The organism is Acinetobacter sp. ANC 4862 (assembly GCF_004336635.1).
Lineage (GTDB): Bacteria > Pseudomonadota > Gammaproteobacteria > Pseudomonadales > Moraxellaceae > Acinetobacter.
Window position 1 is genome coordinate 103013 of record NZ_SJXH01000006.1, and the last position, 17829, is coordinate 120841.

Below are 17829 nucleotides of genomic sequence, written 5' to 3' on the forward strand. Positions count from 1 at the left end.
CAATAAACAACAACTACAATATAAGAATAAAACTTGGAGCTACGATCTGACTTTCTAATTCTTTGTTATAAAACGCGCTTGGGGAAGCGAACGAAGGATTAGAGAGTCACTCTCTTTTTCAATTCACGATCAAATTCAACTTAAATAAATCAATAAAAAAAGCCCAGAGAAAGGTCGCTCTAGGCTTGGAAAACTTTAAGATTACTTTGTTTATTCAATCTGAGAAATGAATTAAATAAGCACAAAATCATTAATAGAATATACACTCTATTTTTGCAAGCCTTAGTTATTAAAAATTCTGTATTATTTTATCTGAAAGTAAAACTTGGTTTTTGATACAGCAACTGTTATCCACAAAAATACCTAATTCATTAACTTGGAATTTTATCCAGTGAACGATCATTTAAACTCAGATTTCCACGTAATACGTCAGATAACATACGCCAGTCCGAAATAAAGCTATACAGGGGTTGTTTAAAACTGGCTGGTTTATTTTTCTCAAACATAAAATGTCCTACCCATGCACAGGCATAGCCAGACAATAAACCATAAGCCAAATATTTGGGTTTTCTTTGGCGAATGGCCTGAGTAAAGAAATACACACCGACGCTACTTCCAAACACATGCAAACGGCGACTGGTGATATTGCGGTGCTCGGTCAAATAAAACCGATAAAATTCATGATAGTTTTGAATCGGAAGCTGAAATTCTGGTTCTGGGTTGTGTTCAAATTTTAGCTTGATAAGTCCATTCATTGTCATCATCCCGATTATTTTTATTTACGTTAGCGTATATTTTGCACAAATAAAAGCTTAGTTTACTCTTACTTTTTGTTCATTTCAAAAGCAATTACTTAAGAATTGCTTCGTCAAGTCTTACATGAAAAATCATTTTCGTTACAATCGGGGACTTAAAATCAAGAATACAATTCCAGCGCTATAAAAGAATAGATTTCATAACGCATTTGTACCGTAAAGATGACGCGTTTCATTGCTGAAATAGCATCAAAAATTAGGATGAAAGATCATGGTCGAAGTTGAATTAAAATTTCAAATTCCTGAAGCAAGACGTAATGCTTTACTGAAAGCGTTAGATCCTAAAAAATCGGAAATTATTCAACTTAAAGCAAAATATTATGACACTGAAGAGCGTCTGCTTTCCCAACATGGTGTTGCCCTACGCCAACGACTGGAAGGTACACGCTGGATTCAAACCTTAAAAGCTGCGGGAAAAAGCCATTTACACCGCTTTGAGCATAATTATGACCTGGGTGAACTTGAACAAGCCCCACAGCTTGATCTAAGTATTTATGAGCAAGATGCGGAAGCACAGCAAATCTTAAAAGGTGCTTTGGGTGACTCACAAGAGCAACTTAAATTACAATTTGAGACGGATATGCAGCGCACCTTTCGCGTGATTCAGTTTGAAGAAACCGACATTGAAGTGAGTTTAGATGTCGGTGAAGTACGGACTGAAACTTCGCAGCGTGAAGTGCATGAAGTAGAATTTGAATTAAAGTCCGGTTCGGTACAATCACTTTTGGCCTTTAGCTTTGAATGGGTTAAAAAATACCAACTTTGGCTCGATGTCCGCAGTAAAGCTGAAATCGGCAATCTTTTGGCGACGACTCAAAAAGTCAGTCCGGCAAAATCTGCCAACGAATTTATTTTAAGCAAAAAAGATCCAGCCAATAAAAATTTACGCTTGCTGATTGCCCAACAGTTACAGCATTTGTTGCCTAATATTGCCGCTATTTCAGCTGGGGTTTCTGAAAAGGAACATATTCAACAAGCGCAAATTGCCCTAGATCATTTGAATTTAACGCTATCGTTATTTAAAGATTGGAATGAGGCTGTTTCAGACAAATGGGCCATGCAACTGGGGGCATTTAAACAGCAGTTTGATCATTTACAGCATTTGGAACATATGCAGACGACTTTGGGTGTATTTTTACAAAACCCCAATACCGCATCAAACTTAACCAAAGATATTTTATATGCCAAAGAAAAATTGTCTAACCTGGTTCGCTCAACTCAAAATGTACATCACTATTTAGAATTGTTGATGTTTAGTTTAGACACCGAAGAAAAAACTCAATCTCACGACTTAAGATGGTTTGCGCAAAATACCTTGCAGAATCAATACAAAAAATTGCAGGACAGTTTAAATAGTGCCGACATTGCTGACTTTGAGAGCCTGGATAAATTAGCCACCAAGATTCATGAATTAAAGTTTAGCTTCCCTATTCTAACCTCTATTTATGATGTCAAAAATTTGCAGAAATACAGCAAAGCTTTGAATGATGCACAACTCGCTGCAAGTGAATATCAAATTTTGGCATCTTCTGCGGATTATATTCAGCAAACTGAACTTGAAGCCAGTGACTGGTTCGTTTTGGGCTGGCTGACGGCGAAACAGGAAGTTTATGCACAAAATTTACTTGAAGCGACAGAACAATTTTTAGTGAGTCGTAAATTTATTAAGTAATAAATAAAAGAGTTAAATCAAAGCGTATTGCACGATATTTTAATGATCTCCATTATATCTCAGGCATACGCTTTATCTCTTTACAAGCGCACACTGCTCTTTTTATACAACTGGCTTACAATTAGTGTCATAACAACAGAAATGATAAAGCGCCAGGAGTTTTGACATGCTCGAAGTAGAATTAAAATTTCAGATCCCGCTGTCTCAACAAAAACAAATCTATCAATTATTTTTGTCCAAGAACGCTCGCCCGATTTCTTTATATGCAAAATACTACGATACGCCAGAACGGCACCTAGCCGAGCAAAAAATCTCATTGCGTCAACGCCTTGAAGACACGCACTGGATACAAACTTTAAAAGCTCCGAGCGGTCATCATTTAGAACGTTTTGAATTAGAAAATGATTTAGGTGAATTAGATCATCCTGCTTTAGATCTTGAGGTTTATCAATCCAATTCTCAGGCAAAAAAATTGCTGCAACAGGTATTAGGCAAACAGGCCAAAAATTTAATCAAGCAATTTGAAACAGAAGTAGAACGTCTGGTGTATGTGGTTCATTATAATCGTGCCGAAATTGAAGTCAGTCTAGATCGCGGTGAAATCCGTCATGACAATCAAACACAAGCAATTTATGAGATTGAATTTGAGCTAAAACAAGGATCTATCAAAGACCTAATCAAATTTATTCAGCCCTGGGTTAAACAATATCATTTATGGCTAGATGTTAGAAGCAAAGCTCAACGCGGAGATTTACTGGCACAAAATTTAGAGATTTTTCCCACTCAATTTGCAATGCCATTACAACTAAATCAAAAAGATTCAACAGATAGTGCATTAAAACAGATCGTCAATAATGCCTTGCAACACCTTTTGCCGAATGCGACAGCTATTGCAGCTGAACAGTATAATAGCGAGCATGTTCACCAAACTCGCGTCGCAATTCGTCGTTTAAGAAGTGCCTTACGTATTTTCGGCGATTGGTCAACAGATGTCGATCCTGATTGGCAAGAACAACTCACCACCCTGTTTCGTCAACTCGGTTCAACCCGAGACCGCGATGCTTTAAGTGAAGGACTTTTACCTCAGCTGCAACAAGCAGGTGCGCCTTTTTTACAACTTCCGGATGCCCCTGAAGAAAACAGCATTCCTATTGAGGAGTCTTTGCGTTCTTTAGACTCGATCAACTTAATCTTGGTTTTACTGCAATTTGTACACCAGCCCAGTAAAGACCAGAAAAAATCTGGATTAAAAAAAGATATCGCAAAAAAACTTCAGAAATTGCATCAACAAATTTGCAAAGATGCCGATCAATTTCTGGATCTGGATATTCCCTCCCAGCATCGCACTCGTAAACGGGTCAAACGCTTACGTTATTGCATCGAATTTATTGCTTCGCTCTATCCGGGCAAAGAGGTAAAGAATTACTTGAAAGATTTAAAACCTGCTCAAGAAAGCTTGGGGCAATTTAATGATTTAAATGTGGCTGAAGTCATGTTTCAAGACTTGGTTAAACGCAAACAAAAAGTGTGGTTTATATTGGGCTGGATTGCGAATGAGAAGAAATACATTCTGCAACAAGCTCAAGAACATTTAGAGACTTATTCTAAAACCGATACTTTCTGGTAACACTGGAAATTTAAATTTCCGATATCATATTTGCTTAGCGATATTTGCCAAAGATTTTCCAGGTATTGTTATCCGCCAGTGGATCGCTATAACTGTCATTACGCTGTTTGCGAGGCTTATCTCGGGCATCGACCAATTCAAAATGCGACTCGGTGCTTAACACAATGCCATTCACATAAAACCGTGTACGCGTATATTCACTTTGCCCATGCTGAAACACATAGGTACGCAAATCAACAAATTCACGGTGTGCAACCAAGGCAGCGGTATCATCACTGTCTAACCAGAGTCTCATGGCTTGAATTTGTTCAGGCTCAAATTGTCCGCACTTGTCGATCAGGTTAGCAATGCCGCGAAAGGTTTTCGACTCTTTGGCACGGGTTTTATTAATCCGGATTCGATCCACATGAAAATAAAACAACGGTAAATTTAAATGACTGGGTAAATGAACTGCATCGAGTGTTTCATCTTCCATAAAGGGTTGAAACAAATCTTGCGCCCTTTCAATCAAGCCCGTCCATTGCCGGTAATATTCTTCGACTTCTGACTTCGAGCCATAATAAATCGGCAAGCCTTCCACATTGGCCAAATTTGCCGGTGGCCAAATGTTTTGACGCAATAAGGCAATGTCACTTTTTAGACTTTGTACCGCAATGGCATCTTGCATTGAATTATCCATTTTTATGCTTAGGCTATTTTTAGATTAATCCAAAGGTTTAGTTTCTGCAAGGCTTTGCCTATAATATGCCATTAGATCGTTTTTGCAGGAAAAGTTCATGGTTCAAAAGATTGAAGCAACAGATGTAACCGAAGAAGAAGCGTTAAATGCTGCTTTTTTTGAACGTGCTGATGAATTTATCAAACAAGCAAATGACTTTTGTCGTGTTGAAAAAGGTTCACAAGTCAAACCAGCTGAAATGCGCGGTCAAGTCAGTGCTGCAATGTTGTTTGGTACTGCCCGCTTTAATACCTGGGTGGCAGCCAACAACTTTAAAGATGGCAATGAAATGCGTGATGCCAAAGACCAAGTCATGTCTTACATCATGCAACAGTTCCAGATGATGCTTGATGATAACTATGACGAATACTGCGAACAGTTTGAAAACTATCTTCGCTTCCGTCATAACGAAGAATTTCATGCCAACAAGCATGACGATGATCATAAACACTGATCATGTAATGAAAAGCCCGTAAGGGCTTTTTTTACGCCGCTACTTTTGGATAAAAGGTCATTCAAAGCCATGCCACTTTGCAGTATGGTTATAACAGAGAGCTGCCGAATTAAGGATAACCCCATGCGACAATTGGATTTTGCAATTATTGATGCGCATATTCACCAATGGGATCCCTATAACACGCCCCATGCAGCGGCTTTGGCAGTTAAATTACTGGGCAAGCATCCTTACTTGCTCGATAAATTCGTTCGTCTGGTGAAATCGGATGATCTCATTGAAACGGTCGGACTCACCAATCATATTACCGCTCCTTATTTACCTGAAAATTATATGCAAGATATTGGGCATTATCAGGTCGAACAAGTGGTACATGTAGAAGCCAACTGGCATAAAAATAAAGGCAAAGGTGTGATAGGTGAAACAAAATTCATTGAATCTCTGCCCTTTGACCTAGGGACGGTAAAACTGGGCGGTATTGTTGCAACAGCAGATCCACGAGACAGTAATTTTAAAAAGATTTTACAGCTACACCAAAAAGCCTCACCGCGTTTTAAAGGCATTCGTAAAATGGCAGCAGTGCATGAAGACAAAAACATTCATGCCTGGGCAGATGAGCCGCATTTATATTTGAATAAAAAGTTTCTCAAAGGCTTCGAAGCCTTGGCACAATCCAATTTAACTTTTGATGCCTGGGTCTATTCAACTCAACTCAGTGATGTGATTGCCTTAGCCAAACAATTCCCTGAAACCTCGATTGTGCTGGATCATTTTGGAACACCTGCAGGGCTTTTTGGTCAAGTCGGAACACTGACAGGAATGACAAAAATAGCCCGGGAAAACATTCTCATTCGCTGGCGAGAAGATATGGCTGAACTGGCTACCTGTCCAAATGTTTATACCAAGATGTCAGGCTTGTTGATGCCTGTCTTAGGTCATCAATTCCATAAGCAGGATCGTCTAGCCAGCAAACAGGAAATTTATGATTTAGCCATGCCACTGATTAGCCATGTACTCAACTGTTTTGGTACATATCGGGTGATGTTTGCTTCCAACTTCCCGATGGATCGTGTCAGCTCATCATTGGTGAATATTATTGATGCCTTTAGCGATGCAGTTGTAGCCTATGACCCGAATGCATTAGAACAAGTCTTTCATCACAATGCGAAGCAGTTTTATCGGCTTTAAAGAACACCCCATCATGTTTGAGATTACCGATATCAGCTTAAGTCAAAAAATTTGGTGTGTTAGTTTAATCCTAAGTTGTGGTTGGATTACTTCCTACTATTATCAACAAATCATCAAACATCCATTTGATACAGACATCGCCATTGGCTCTATTTTAATGGGCTTCGGTGTCTATGTATTCTTATTTTTAATCTACGGATGGCATCCTCAATTGGCAGTTCTTGCAGGCATCATCGGTGGAATTGGCTTTAGCTATCGGGCAACGTAATTGAGTATATTGAAACAAGAATAAAAAAATCCCCCACTCATGGAGGATTTTAAAATTTTCACTTAAGAAAAGTTCGAGCATTTTATTTTACTTTTTTACCATACTGATCCGCCATGACTTCAACCAGTTGATCCAGCTTCATGTATTTCTTGATCACGGTATCCACATCGGCTTTGGTCAATTTTGCGAGCGCCTGATCACGTTTCTCACGGAACAATAAATCACGATTACGTTCTAATTGTGGCGTTAACATTTGATGAATATTGCGCTCATCTTCCAAAGTGGTGACCCGTTTTTTCAAAATATTGGCTTTTGCTGCTTCCAGTTCTTGCTCGGTCACACCATTTGTCAGCAAGTCATTTAAGACTTTACGCACGCCTTGTGAAACTTGTGCCGATTTACCTGCCGTATAATTGGCTTCAATGGTTAATGCACCTGAATCAACCCAATCATCCAGTTCAACATCACTGCCAAAACCATAAACCAGTGCATTTTTTTCACGTAATTCTTGCGCTAAACGTGAAGAAAGTTGTGAATCCCCTAAAATATAGCTGAATGCGATTAACGCTGTAGCATCAGCATGATTTGCACCCGCAGGGAAAGTCAAAATAGATTGATAACTGCCGAACTCACGCTGTTCGGACAAAGCATGAATTTTCTGTGCTGGATACGCTTGATAATCGGAGCTTAGACGTTGATATGGCAACTGTGCTTTCCAACCCGCAAATTCCTTTTGTACTAAGTTGAGCATCGGTTTGGCTTGATAATCACCCGTAATCGCGATTTGTGCATGGTTGCTGACGAAGAAATCCTGATACAACTTCTTCACCTGCTCAACTGTTGCCGCTTTAATTTGTTGCGTGGCAAGATCCGGCTCAAAATGGTAACGCAAGTCACCCGGTTGATAGGTTTCCAGTAATCGGGTCATGGTCAGCGCAGCAACAGTTTCCGGCTCGGTATAAGGACGATCCAATGCAGATAAAGTTTGCGATTTAATCAAATCAAATTGTGACTGTTCAAACTTCGGCTTTTTCAAAACCTGCATCATAAATTTAAAATAATCATCAAACTTTTCTTTTTTCGCAACAATTTGAATGGTAATACTATTGGCTGATGCTGTTGCAGTCGCGCCACCACCTGCTTCAATAGATTTATCGGCAATGTCTTGCAAGCTATATTGGTCTGATCCACGTAATAATAAATACGCCATCAAATCGAGTACTTCACCTTTATTAAATAAGGATTTTTCCGTACCAAAATCGACAGAAATGGTGGCATAGGTTTTGTCATCACGTGTCGATGTTGGATACAACGCGTATTTAATGCCATTCTTCAATGTTCCGCGTTGAATTTTCTTTTCAGTATCGACTAAATACTGTTTTGAGATTTTGACATATTCGGCAACCTCTTTTTTATAGACGCTACTATCTTTTAAAGGTTCTTCTTTAATCTCATTTTGAGCTAAAGTCTTAGGCTGTTCAGATGCTTGCTTCTGCTCTAGTGCTTTTTTCTGATCTTCAGGTGTCGGTTTGATATCCCCGGAAATACGATGTTCGGGGACTAAAAACTGGGTTAAAGTTTGATTGACCTCAGAGAGCTTCAGTTTTTTCACATTATCCAGATCAGTAAAATATTGTGACCAATTCCCTTGATAAGAGACATAATAATCACTCAAACGCCCACCCAATGCTGCGGCATTACTCTGAATGTTGTCTGCCTGATTCTGAATCAGATTTTTTACCCGATTCAGCTCGGTTTCATTAAATGGCTTGTTTTTTTCAACCCCTGAAACCAATTCAGATTGAACTTTCTTCGCATCATGATTTGGGGCATAAACAGCACCCATGAAAACCAAATTAAAGTCCTGATCTAACCACGTGGTGGACTGAACCCCGGTACTTACCCCTGTTTCGACCACACTTTGGTAAAGATGTCCGCTCGGCTGCATGGTATATAAATACGGTGCTAAGGCGAGTGTAGATTTAATCTTTTCATTCTTGCCATTCAGGTAAATATTGAATTTGGCCAGATCACTGCCCTTTTGTACCAGAAAGTTTCTGTTCTGAATTTTGGCTGAATCAAGTACTGGAACTTTAGTTTGCGCTGGAACTTGGCGTGCTGCAATCGGACTGAAGTTTTTATCAATCTGTTTTAACACTTCAGCTTTATCAAATTTACCTGAAATCACCATCACGGCATTATTCGGTGCATACCAGGTACGGTAAAATTTATTCAATTCGTCCATTTTAATCGACTGTAATTCGTTTAAGTCGCCAATCGGCAGACGTCCCAGATATCGATTGCCATAAGCCGACTTCCACATTTGATCCATCATCACGGAAAAAGGCTGATCCATCCGAACTTCACGTTCGCGTTTCACAATTGAAATTTCAGAAGGTACAAACTTTTCTTGCAACACCAGTTTATCCATCCGCTCCGCTTCAAGATGAATCATTTCATTTATTGCATTCTGTTCTGGACGAATAATATTGGTATATTTAGTCGAGTAATAATCGGTGCTGGCATTGGTCATTAAGGTGTATTGATCCAGACGGCGCTGAAACTCTTCGCCTTTAATATTCTGTGTCCCTTTAAAAGCCAAATGCTCTAATAAATGCGCTAATCCCCCTTTACCTTGTGGATCGTTTAATGAACCCGTGAGATAAACGGTATTCATAAACACTTTATTTTCTTTGTCATTTTGCGCAAGTAGCACACGCAAACCATTATCTAATTTATATTCTTCAATCTTTTGTTGAGATTTTACTAAAATAGGTTGTGACCAAGCGGTTGCACTAATTCCGACAAATAATAAAGAGATGGTAAGTTGTTTAAACCGCATTAACATAATTATTCCAATTTTATTCAACAATATGAATTTTTATAACCCACGACATCTTAGGAAATGCTTTTGATTTTTAGTAGTAGTTTTTTGAAAAAAGAGCCGTTTATTTCAACGGCTTTGTAGCAAATTTATTTACAGATTTTATAGATACAACTCTGCCTGCATATACAACTTTGCATAACCTGAAATTTCAATACGTTCATTTTCAAGCATAACACAATGCAATTCTCCGCCACGTTTTGATGCCTGATAAGCCAGAATTTCACTTTTACCCAGCTTTTCAGCCCAAAGTGGCGCAATAGCGGTATGAATTGAACCCGTTACCGGATCTTCATCAATACCATTGGCGGGTGCAAAATAACGCGAAACACAGTCATATTGCTCAGCTTGTGCAGTTAAGGCTAAATCCACACATGTCCCTTGCGCTGTAATTGCCGTTCGAATTCGCCCCAAATGTTTGAGCAATTCCAAATTTGGAGTTTCATCAACAATATCTTGCGGGTTTTCATATTCCACAATATAAGCTTGGCTATTCAGATAGACATTTTTAAAGGGCTTGGTTAAAGCTTGATTTAAAATTTCAGGATAAGTTTCAACTTTCTCCGCACGACGAATAGGAAAATTCATTTTGATTTTTCCATCAGCCTCTTGGCTAACTACGAAGATGCCCAGATTTTTCACATGAAATTGAATGACTTTTGCAGATGTAAAATCTTTAAACAGCACAAAACTGCTGGCTAAAGTGGCATGTCCACAAAAGTCCACTTCTGTGGTCGGCGTAAACCAGCGGATTTCATAATTCTCTGCATCCATGATTTTCACAAATGCCGTTTCAGACAAATTATTTTCCAAGGCAAGATTTTGCATCAATGTTTCATCCAGCCATTGCTCGGTCACAATCACCGCTGCAGGATTGCCCTTAAACAGCTCATTTGTGAACGCATCCACCTGATACATTTTCATATCAATTTATCCCATTTTATTAGTCGCCATTTTAGCGATTGAAAAACTTGAATAGAGAAAAAGATTTTAAAAATATTTTCTATAGATCACTTTTTGACATCCCCCATATTCACGGCTTTGTTGAAAATTAATCATCCGTATAGATTTTCGCTCTTGCACTAGAAAAAAATCGACTTTAACGATAGCTTATCCATATCTCTCTCATTGATCGCCTATCTCATGACTTTTCAAATTCACATGATTGATGTCAAAAATCAATTACAAAACTATATCTGGTTGTTAGAACATACACCGAGTAAGGAAGTGGTCGCAATTGATCCCACCGAAGCGCATTTGGTAGAAACATACTGTATAGAAAACAATTTGAAGCTGAGTCAGATTTGGCTGACTCATTGGCATAAAGATCATACCGGTGGCGTACCTGCACTTTTACTCAATCGCAATATTCCTGTTTATGGTCCACGTGAAGAATTAACTAAAGTTCCTTTTATTAGCCATCCCCTGCAACATGAAGCCCACATTACTTTCCATGATTTAGATGTTGAGATTATTGCTGTACCTGGTCATACACTGGGACATATCGTCTATTTTATTGATGCTTTAGATGTTGTTTTTTGCGGCGACACGCTTTTTGCGATGGGCTGTGGGCGAGTCTTTGAAGGCACATATGAGCAAATGTATCATTCGCTTAATCGCTTAGCCGCTTTACCTGCACGAACCAAAGTGTATTGCACACACGAATACACCCTTTCAAATGCAAAATTTGCATTACAGGCAGAACCCGACAATCTGGCGATTCAACAGCGTTTCGAAAAAGTCGAAGCACAACGTATGCTCGGTCAATGCACACTACCGAGTACCATTGAGTTAGAGTTAGATACCAATCCATTTTTAAGAGTTGAAAGCGTTGATGAATTCCAACGCCTACGAGAGTTAAAAGATAATTTTTAATATGGAGCGAATATGGAAGCTTTATAAAATCTGATGCGTTTGAGCATAAGCATCCAGCTCAATTTGAGTCACCACACGGGTCATATTCATTTCATCAACACGAACCAATAGCAAGCCAGCTAAAGCAGGTTGATAACGGCGAGCACTGCCAAAAGGCGTATAAGACACTTTTGATTGTTCCGCGAAGATCAGCCAATCTTCATGTCCTAACATGACAGCAACAGGGACTAAATCTTGTTGCTGCATATTTTGAATTTGATTCAATACATTTTGTTCAATGGTTTCTGTCGTCATTTCAATCTAATCATCATCTTAATAAACATTGCATAGCAGACAAAATACAAAACATTCATCCTGCATGGGTGCAATACAGTTTATCTTTTTTTAATATCGGAAGCATTGCGATTTTTTTGACTCATCCTTAGTCGCTTATAAAATGATAATGATTTCCCGCTTCAGCTCGGTATTTCTAAACAATCCCCCAAAAACAGCTCAAATATAGAAACATTTAAGCTACATTGAAAATTGTGTATAAATATTTCTATCTCCAAACACCCTAAAAAATTCAATTAAAATAAATAAAAATCAGACAGATATGTGAATATTCATTTCAATATACGGGTTAATTTCATCTTCAATTTTAGCTATTATTTATTCAATTATTGCTGATATAAAATACAAATTATTTATTTTATAAAAAACCACACAAAGCTACCCTTTAAAAAAAAATCTGCATCCCTATTATTAATTTAATACTGCAATGTACCCATATACACAAGGAGTTCACTCGTGAAGAAAGTTGTTAAGGCAAAAAATTTAATTGCATTTCGTATTTGGTTAGAAAAACTAGGCTATTCGGTGAAAACATTAACCGACAATCGCGGATTTACTTTTAGCTTTAAAAAAGAATATGGTTTGGTTACCTGTGATTTGGCTGGTAACTCCCTGGCTATGCAGCTCGGTGAAGAATTTGAAGATCACTTAAAAGCTTAAAATATATTTCACTGGTGGATCGAGATAAAAATAACTTATTCAAAATATATTTTTCACAACATCTTTTCTAAATAATCTTTAAAGCTCCACTTTGGGGCTTTTTTATTTCGTCATTCACTTTTTTTCAGGCAATAAAAAAGCAAGGTATATACCTTGCTTTAATATGATGGTGGGGACGGAGAGACTCGAACTCTCACACCTTGCGGCGCTGGAACCTAAATCCAGTGCGTCTACCAATTTCGCCACGTCCCCATCTGGGTACTAACATAGTGTTAGATTTTTTTAAAACTTGGCAGAGGATCAAGGACTCGAACCTTGACGAACGGTTTTGGAGACCGTCATGCTACCATTACACCAATCCTCTATAGCCTTATTACCAAACAAGTTTGATAATAATTGGTGGGGACGGAGAGACTCGAACTCTCACACCTTGCGGCGCTGGAACCTAAATCCAGTGCGTCTACCAATTTCGCCACATCCCCAATGGCTGTGTATATTATAGAGATCGATTCCTGATGACAAGACCTTTTTATGAAAAATTCACTTGTTTGTTTAAATAAAAAACAAAAACGATTTTTTTGTATTTTTATTGAACATTTTCAGTGAGTAAGCACTGTTTTACAGTGTAAATATTGGTAAATCTTCGCTCTTTTTGCTTAGCCAACATGCCAGATAAAAGGTTTTTTAAAGGTGTGAAATGTTCTGGAAGTTCAATACTTAACTGTTGGCAATGTAAATATGCCCAATCTTGATAATTTTCTGCTGTTAAACGCTGCCCAGTGAGCCATTCATAAAAAATAATCCCCACAGCATAAATGTCGGTTTGTACATTTTTCTCTGCTGCATGAAAAAGTTCAGGTGCCATATAGCGTGGAGTTGCGGTCAGACTATACAATTTTATCGGTGAATTGATTTTTTGTACCTGTTCAAAATCAATCAAGCACACGCGCTGCTGGTATTCAACAAAATGCTCTCGCTTTAAATCAGCATGAATCCAGCCGAATTGATGCAATTGATCAACCACATCGAGTACTTTTAACAGCGTCTTTTTAATCTCATTCAGCGACATACCAGAACAATCACCTAATAGTGATTCGGCATGACTCAAAATCAATGCAGGTCTTCCCGACTCTTGTTGCCCTTCTCCACTTTTTAAGTGAGCAATCATTTGAAAGGGTAATAAAAAATCAGATGGGTGGTGTGGATCTACAAATTGCTGATAAAAAGCCAATTCATTTAAAAACCCAGCTTCATAACTTTGATTTATATTGCCTGCTTGGGTTTTTAACCAGTAGTGTTGCTGCTGATGTTCAAATGTATATAAAGCACGCCCAAAAGTTAAACTTTTAGGCTTGGTCTTTTGAATCAAATTAAAGCAATCAATATCTTCAACATTAAACTGCAATAAATTCTGCTTCTTTTTGTGCGGGATCATCTTGATAATTTAAAAGTTCCAAACAATGCTGAATGGTTTTACCTACACGGGCATGCGTTTCAATCGAGGATATTTTAGGCCAAGTCGCCCGTTCCCCCTCACGTTGTAACAATTTGAATAAATATGGTCGCGGATTCTGAAACATATAACTATAGTGTCGCAAGCTATAAGCCCCGACAATATTTACATCGCCATAATACCCTTGATCAATCACACCAAAACCATGATCGAGCAATCGTCGCACTGGGGGAATTTTTCCAACCCGACCCCGGCTAAAGTCCATAATCCCTTTGGCAATCACCTTCCCTTGACGTCGAATAATCCGTTCAGGCCAACTCAACAGGTCTCGACGGTGGCGTTCTGCATCACTTTGCATAAACGGTACGATATGAGGATTGACCTGACTGGCGATGGTGTAATTTAAATTATACAGTCTTGCCATTTTCTCTTGAGGGAAATCACTGCGTACACTGCCATCCACCCAACGCGTATTTGCCATATAGGGCGTCAACTTACCATCATAACGCTTACTGGTTAAATGTACCGGTGGAAATAAAATAGGAACTGCACAGGAGGCCAATACCGCACTCCAAACCAGTAAATCTGGCGAAGTATAGGCATTCATAATCCGGGCTTCTTGTGACGCATCATAAGGGGCAACAGCCACATTAATATGCAACCCGGAGATTTTAAAGGCTTCTTCAAAGGTCACATGACCCAAATTCTCAATCAAGAATTTCTTTAAGTACATTACATCGGCAAAACCACCGTTTCCCTTCATAATGTCGTTAAATTTACGAAAATGAAAAGCTTCACTAAAAAAGTTTTCACCATTTAAAAGTCTTGAAATATCTGACGGTTTTGAAGTACCCAACATTGCCGTCATAATTGCACCCGCACTTGAACCAGAGATCACCTTGGGCATTAAATCCTGTTCAAGCAATGCCTTACACACACCTGTATGAAACAATCCCAAGGTCGCACCACCTGAAAACATAATGGCAGGTTGACCGTATGCCTTTTTACAATGCTCAAAAAATTCAATTTTTTCAGCCAAACCTAAACAGGAACAAGCATCTGAAGCAATGTAGGCAAGACTTTCACTGACTTCTTCCACATAATCTTCTATGATTTTTTTTGTTCCCACATAGGTGGCGGTAAACAACATCGGATTTGCAATATTGGCAATATCATAGCTTAAACCTTCACGTAATATGTACATGAGATCATGGCTACGTTTTTGAAAACGATAGCGCCTTAACCGACTCAAGCGTTGAGAAATAATTTCAGCATCAAAATAAGGTGAGCAATTATCATACTTCCATTCCTGAGCACCTGATTCTTCATCTATTTGCAGTGCGAGGCTTTTCCATTCTTCATATGTTTCAGCAGTTTCAAGTTGGCGCTTTAATTTTTTTATGCGATACGCCTGATGTGGATTAATATCTTGTGTGAAATCTTTAAATAACATATCTACCCCTCAAACCCTTTCATTTTTATTCGCCCTTCATGATAGGGTATCACGCCTAATATTGACAGAAAACTCAGCGGATTATCATTGCAAAAATGCCTATTCCATTGGCAAATTATGACTAATTGATATACAGTTCTTCAGTAAAACCGCCCTTTTACTTTTAAACGTATAAGCTGAACAATCATGGCAACAATTGATTTACCTGATCATATATTACAAGCACTTTCTACTGTACTCCAACAACTACAGCAAAATTTACCCGAACTGAAACAAGAAACCGACTTTTCGGCATCCGCTTATAAATGGCAAGACAAACAATTAAAAGCCATTCAACAGCCCAAAAAGATGTATTTGGATGATTTAAAAGGTATTGAAAGACAAAAAGAAAAAGTGATTCAAAATACCCTGCAATTCCTGAAGGGTTTACCTGCTAATGATGTTTTACTTACAGGTTCACGGGGTACGGGTAAATCTTCTATTGTCCGCGCCCTGCTCACCCAATATGAGTCGGAAGGTTTACGTTTAATTGAAATTGAACGTGATGATTTATCTGACCTCCCACTAATCCAGAAGCTTATTGAAAACCGTCCGGAAAAGTTTATTGTCTATTGTGATGATTTAGCCTTCAACGCTGAAGATGAAAACTATCGTAGTTTAAAAAGTGTTTTAGATGGTTCATTACAGTCAGGTTCAAGTAATTTTATTATTTACGCCACCAGTAACCGCCGTCATTTACTGCCTGAGTTTATGCATGAAAACACACCGGTAACGCGCGTTGATGTGCCGCAATATACAGAACTTCACCCTCAAGAAGCGATTGAAGAGAAAATTTCACTCTCAGACCGTTTCGGAATGTGGCTGTCTTTTTATCCCATGGATCAGAATTTGTATTTAGAAATCGTTGAGCATTATCTAGCAAAAGCCAATATGCCTATGGATGAGTTTACACGTGCCGAAGCGTTGCGTTGGTGTCAGGCACGTGGGCAGCGCTCAGGGCGTGCGGCGTATCAGTTTTCTAAACACTGGATTGGTTCACAAAAATTGGCATCGCTTTAATTGTTCATCATTTAGCCATTTTCAATCTCTTGTTGAATACTGATGAATACTGAAATAGAGATCTAAACTTCACATCAAGATAACTTTAGATCTTTATACTTTAGATCTTTATTTCGATCATTACAGTTTGTAAAAAATTCTGGATGATTTACGCTTTCAGATCCTCTTCCTAAAAAACTTGAATCATTTTATTTGGACGATATAAACAACTGTTGTTATGTGCATTGCAATTTTGACATATCAAAGTTCATCAAAATGCTTCAAACTCGGCAAAACTTCTTGAGAGTCGCGAATATTGTTGATTATTCAGTGGACTCTCACATTTTAAGGAATCTCCTCAATGACCAATAACGAACAAGATTCATTAACGCCTAAGCCTGACGCCAAACCATTTTCACGCAGCTTTGACTTTTCACTCGACTTTGAAAAGATTAATTTCAGAAAGCGTCCAGAGTTATATCGCATTGGTCGTGGTGAAGAAGGTGTTTTATTGGTTGAACCCTATAAATCTGAAATTTTACCGTTTTGGCAATTTGAAGATGAAGCTCAAGCCACTGAAAGTAGCGCGAAGATTTTTGCATTATTTTTAGATTATTTAGAGAAAAATGATTTTGTTGGCGCAGACATGGCAAGAAAGTTTTTGCTGATGGGCTATACCCGTGCACGTCGTTATGCACATCATAAAAAAGGTACCCATAAAACTGGCCGAAAAAATAAAGGCGTTACACCCAAAGTTAAAGTACAACTCAATGATGCTGTTACAACTGAAAAACAGCCACGTAGCGCTGAAGACCAGGTCAAAATTGCTGTTGCGAAAATCTTTAAAGACAAAAGCGATCAAGCAAAATTAAATCCCAAATACGTTGAGCTTAAAGAACAATTCAATGAGTTGATCCGTCAGGATTAATTAAACGCTGTCATTGAACTATCAATGATCGTTCACCCTAAAAGAGCAATTTCAAATTTAGAAATTGCTCTTTTTTATTGTCTAAAATCATTTTTCAACGTGTAGCATTTCATGGCCTTGTTCTACAAATTCAATTTACGGGCTGATTTAACTTTTATGATTTAACTCATAAAGAAGTCTATCTATCTCATAAACGTACCAATGCAGCCACCCCCAAACTGAAATACCAAACATTAGAAAAATTCCAAAGCTATATTCAAGATCACAATGAACTGTTTAAAGCCATAAATACTGAAACAAGCCAGATAAAAAAAGAGGCTTTCAGCCCACTGCTGTCCCACAATTTTTCATAAAAGGAGGCTCAATTGAGCTTCCTTTTGTTTTATCGGTATTTTATCGGGCATGAATAAAGCTTTTAAGGTTTTTCTCTCAAACAGATTTACTTGGATCATTCTTAGTAACC

At 38.3% G+C, this 17829-nt stretch carries 16 protein-coding genes and 3 tRNA genes; 9 read left to right on the forward strand and 10 right to left on the reverse strand.

All coding sequences use genetic code 11. The features are described 5' to 3' along the window. Positions 1–371: 371 nt before the first annotated feature. Positions 372–755, reverse strand: a complete 384-nt coding sequence (locus E0409_RS04535; RefSeq protein ID WP_131288199.1) for an Mpo1-like protein — start codon at positions 753–755, stop codon at positions 372–374. A 271-nt stretch (positions 756–1026) separates the two neighbouring features. Here E0409_RS04535 and E0409_RS04540 point away from each other — a divergent pair, with 271 nt between their 5' ends. Both E0409_RS04540 and E0409_RS04545 read left to right on the forward strand, forming a co-directional pair. Further along, positions 1027–2487: a CYTH domain-containing protein gene (locus tag E0409_RS04540; protein WP_131288202.1), complete on the forward strand. Its 1461-nt coding sequence runs from the start codon at positions 1027–1029 to the stop codon at positions 2485–2487. Between the two features lie 166 nt (positions 2488–2653). Continuing rightward, positions 2654–4114 carry a CYTH and CHAD domain-containing protein gene (locus tag E0409_RS04545; protein ID WP_131288206.1) on the forward strand — a complete coding sequence of 487 codons (1461 nt, stop codon included), beginning with the start codon at positions 2654–2656 and terminating at the stop codon, positions 4112–4114. A gap of 34 nt (positions 4115–4148) precedes the next feature. On the opposite strand, the gene E0409_RS04550 is transcribed toward E0409_RS04545, so the two are convergent. Then, entirely contained in the window at positions 4149–4781 is a 633-nt protein-coding gene (locus E0409_RS04550; RefSeq protein WP_131288209.1) for a hypothetical protein, read from the reverse strand. A gap of 109 nt (positions 4782–4890) precedes the next feature. Here E0409_RS04550 and E0409_RS04555 point away from each other — a divergent pair, with 109 nt between their 5' ends. From E0409_RS04555 to E0409_RS04565, 3 genes are all read left to right on the forward strand, one after another. Then, on the forward strand, positions 4891–5286 hold the full coding sequence (locus tag E0409_RS04555; protein WP_131288212.1) for a DUF3144 domain-containing protein: 396 nt from the start codon (positions 4891–4893) through the stop codon (positions 5284–5286). A 123-nt stretch (positions 5287–5409) separates the two neighbouring features. Then, a complete protein-coding gene (locus E0409_RS04560; RefSeq protein WP_131288215.1) occupies positions 5410–6474 on the forward strand; it encodes an amidohydrolase family protein in 1065 nt (354 codons plus the stop codon). Between the two features lie 13 nt (positions 6475–6487). Further along, on the forward strand, positions 6488–6742 hold the full coding sequence (locus tag E0409_RS04565; protein WP_131288218.1) for a hypothetical protein: 255 nt from the start codon (positions 6488–6490) through the stop codon (positions 6740–6742). Between the two features lie 82 nt (positions 6743–6824). Here E0409_RS04565 and E0409_RS04570 read toward each other — a convergent pair whose 3' ends face one another. Together E0409_RS04570 and E0409_RS04575 are read right to left on the reverse strand one after the other, a co-directional pair. Further along, entirely contained in the window at positions 6825–9590 is a 2766-nt protein-coding gene (locus E0409_RS04570) for a M16 family metallopeptidase (RefSeq protein ID WP_131288222.1), read from the reverse strand. Between the two features lie 138 nt (positions 9591–9728). Next, the gene (locus tag E0409_RS04575) at positions 9729–10550 is read right to left on the reverse strand and encodes a PhzF family phenazine biosynthesis protein (protein ID WP_131288224.1); all 822 of its coding nucleotides are present in this window, start codon (positions 10548–10550) and stop codon (positions 9729–9731) included. 219 nt (positions 10551–10769) lie between these two features. On the opposite strand from E0409_RS04575, the gene gloB reads away from it, so the two are divergent. Beyond that, a complete protein-coding gene (gene gloB, locus E0409_RS04580) occupies positions 10770–11501 on the forward strand; it encodes a hydroxyacylglutathione hydrolase (protein ID WP_131288228.1) in 732 nt (243 codons plus the stop codon). Between the two features lie 21 nt (positions 11502–11522). Here gloB and E0409_RS04585 read toward each other — a convergent pair whose 3' ends face one another. Next, positions 11523–11795 carry a hypothetical protein gene (locus E0409_RS04585; protein WP_131288231.1) on the reverse strand — a complete coding sequence of 91 codons (273 nt, stop codon included), beginning with the start codon at positions 11793–11795 and terminating at the stop codon, positions 11523–11525. 495 nt (positions 11796–12290) lie between these two features. Between E0409_RS04585 and E0409_RS04590 the strand changes: the two genes are divergently transcribed. Further along, a complete protein-coding gene (locus E0409_RS04590; protein ID WP_067723371.1) occupies positions 12291–12494 on the forward strand; it encodes a hypothetical protein in 204 nt (67 codons plus the stop codon). 167 nt (positions 12495–12661) lie between these two features. Here the strand turns inward: E0409_RS04590 and E0409_RS04595 are convergent. The 5 genes from E0409_RS04595 to E0409_RS04615 all read right to left on the reverse strand — a co-directional run bounded on the left by E0409_RS04595 (position 12662) and on the right by E0409_RS04615 (position 15400). Then, positions 12662–12746, reverse strand: a tRNA-Leu gene (locus E0409_RS04595). Positions 12747–12784: 38 nt separating this feature from the next. Then, positions 12785–12858 (reverse strand) — tRNA-Trp (locus E0409_RS04600). 33 nt (positions 12859–12891) lie between these two features. After that, positions 12892–12976: transfer RNA gene (locus tag E0409_RS04605), tRNA-Leu, on the reverse strand. 104 nt (positions 12977–13080) lie between these two features. After that, positions 13081–13899, reverse strand: a complete 819-nt coding sequence (locus E0409_RS04610) for a protein kinase domain-containing protein (protein WP_252151770.1) — start codon at positions 13897–13899, stop codon at positions 13081–13083. Next, entirely contained in the window at positions 13889–15400 is a 1512-nt protein-coding gene (locus E0409_RS04615; protein ID WP_131288237.1) for a DUF3336 domain-containing protein, read from the reverse strand. Before E0409_RS04615 ends, E0409_RS04610 begins: the two co-directional genes overlap by 11 nt. 186 nt (positions 15401–15586) lie before the next feature. On the opposite strand from E0409_RS04615, the gene E0409_RS04620 reads away from it, so the two are divergent. Further along, the gene (locus E0409_RS04620; RefSeq protein ID WP_131288240.1) at positions 15587–16459 is read left to right on the forward strand and encodes an ATP-binding protein; all 873 of its coding nucleotides are present in this window, start codon (positions 15587–15589) and stop codon (positions 16457–16459) included. 340 nt (positions 16460–16799) lie between these two features. Continuing rightward, complete coding sequence (locus tag E0409_RS04625) at positions 16800–17366, forward strand: DUF4385 domain-containing protein (protein WP_131288243.1); 567 nt, start codon at positions 16800–16802, stop codon at positions 17364–17366. Positions 17367–17829: the final 463 nt, after the last annotated feature.

What these genes read in the sequence shown, in the direction of transcription:
- E0409_RS04560 (WP_131288215.1), top strand. Translation starts at nt 5,410, where the DNA reads ATGCGACAATTGGATTTTGCAATTATTGATGCGCATATTCACCAATGG.
- E0409_RS04615 (WP_131288237.1), bottom strand. Translation starts at nt 15,400, where the DNA reads ATGTTATTTAAAGATTTCACACAAGATATTAATCCACATCAGGCGTAT.
- E0409_RS04575 (WP_131288224.1), bottom strand. Translation starts at nt 10,550, where the DNA reads ATGAAAATGTATCAGGTGGATGCGTTCACAAATGAGCTGTTTAAGGGC.
- E0409_RS04555 (WP_131288212.1), top strand. Translation starts at nt 4,891, where the DNA reads ATGGTTCAAAAGATTGAAGCAACAGATGTAACCGAAGAAGAAGCGTTA.
- E0409_RS04550 (WP_131288209.1), bottom strand. Translation starts at nt 4,781, where the DNA reads ATGCAAGATGCCATTGCGGTACAAAGTCTAAAAAGTGACATTGCCTTA.
- E0409_RS04540 (WP_131288202.1), top strand. Translation starts at nt 1,027, where the DNA reads ATGGTCGAAGTTGAATTAAAATTTCAAATTCCTGAAGCAAGACGTAAT.
- E0409_RS04565 (WP_131288218.1), top strand. Translation starts at nt 6,488, where the DNA reads ATGTTTGAGATTACCGATATCAGCTTAAGTCAAAAAATTTGGTGTGTT.
- E0409_RS04535 (WP_131288199.1), bottom strand. Translation starts at nt 755, where the DNA reads ATGAATGGACTTATCAAGCTAAAATTTGAACACAACCCAGAACCAGAA.
- E0409_RS04585 (WP_131288231.1), bottom strand. Translation starts at nt 11,795, where the DNA reads ATGACGACAGAAACCATTGAACAAAATGTATTGAATCAAATTCAAAAT.
- E0409_RS04620 (WP_131288240.1), top strand. Translation starts at nt 15,587, where the DNA reads ATGGCAACAATTGATTTACCTGATCATATATTACAAGCACTTTCTACT.
- gloB (WP_131288228.1), top strand. Translation starts at nt 10,770, where the DNA reads ATGACTTTTCAAATTCACATGATTGATGTCAAAAATCAATTACAAAAC.
- E0409_RS04545 (WP_131288206.1), top strand. Translation starts at nt 2,654, where the DNA reads ATGCTCGAAGTAGAATTAAAATTTCAGATCCCGCTGTCTCAACAAAAA.
- E0409_RS04625 (WP_131288243.1), top strand. Translation starts at nt 16,800, where the DNA reads ATGACCAATAACGAACAAGATTCATTAACGCCTAAGCCTGACGCCAAA.
- E0409_RS04570 (WP_131288222.1), bottom strand. Translation starts at nt 9,590, where the DNA reads ATGTTAATGCGGTTTAAACAACTTACCATCTCTTTATTATTTGTCGGA.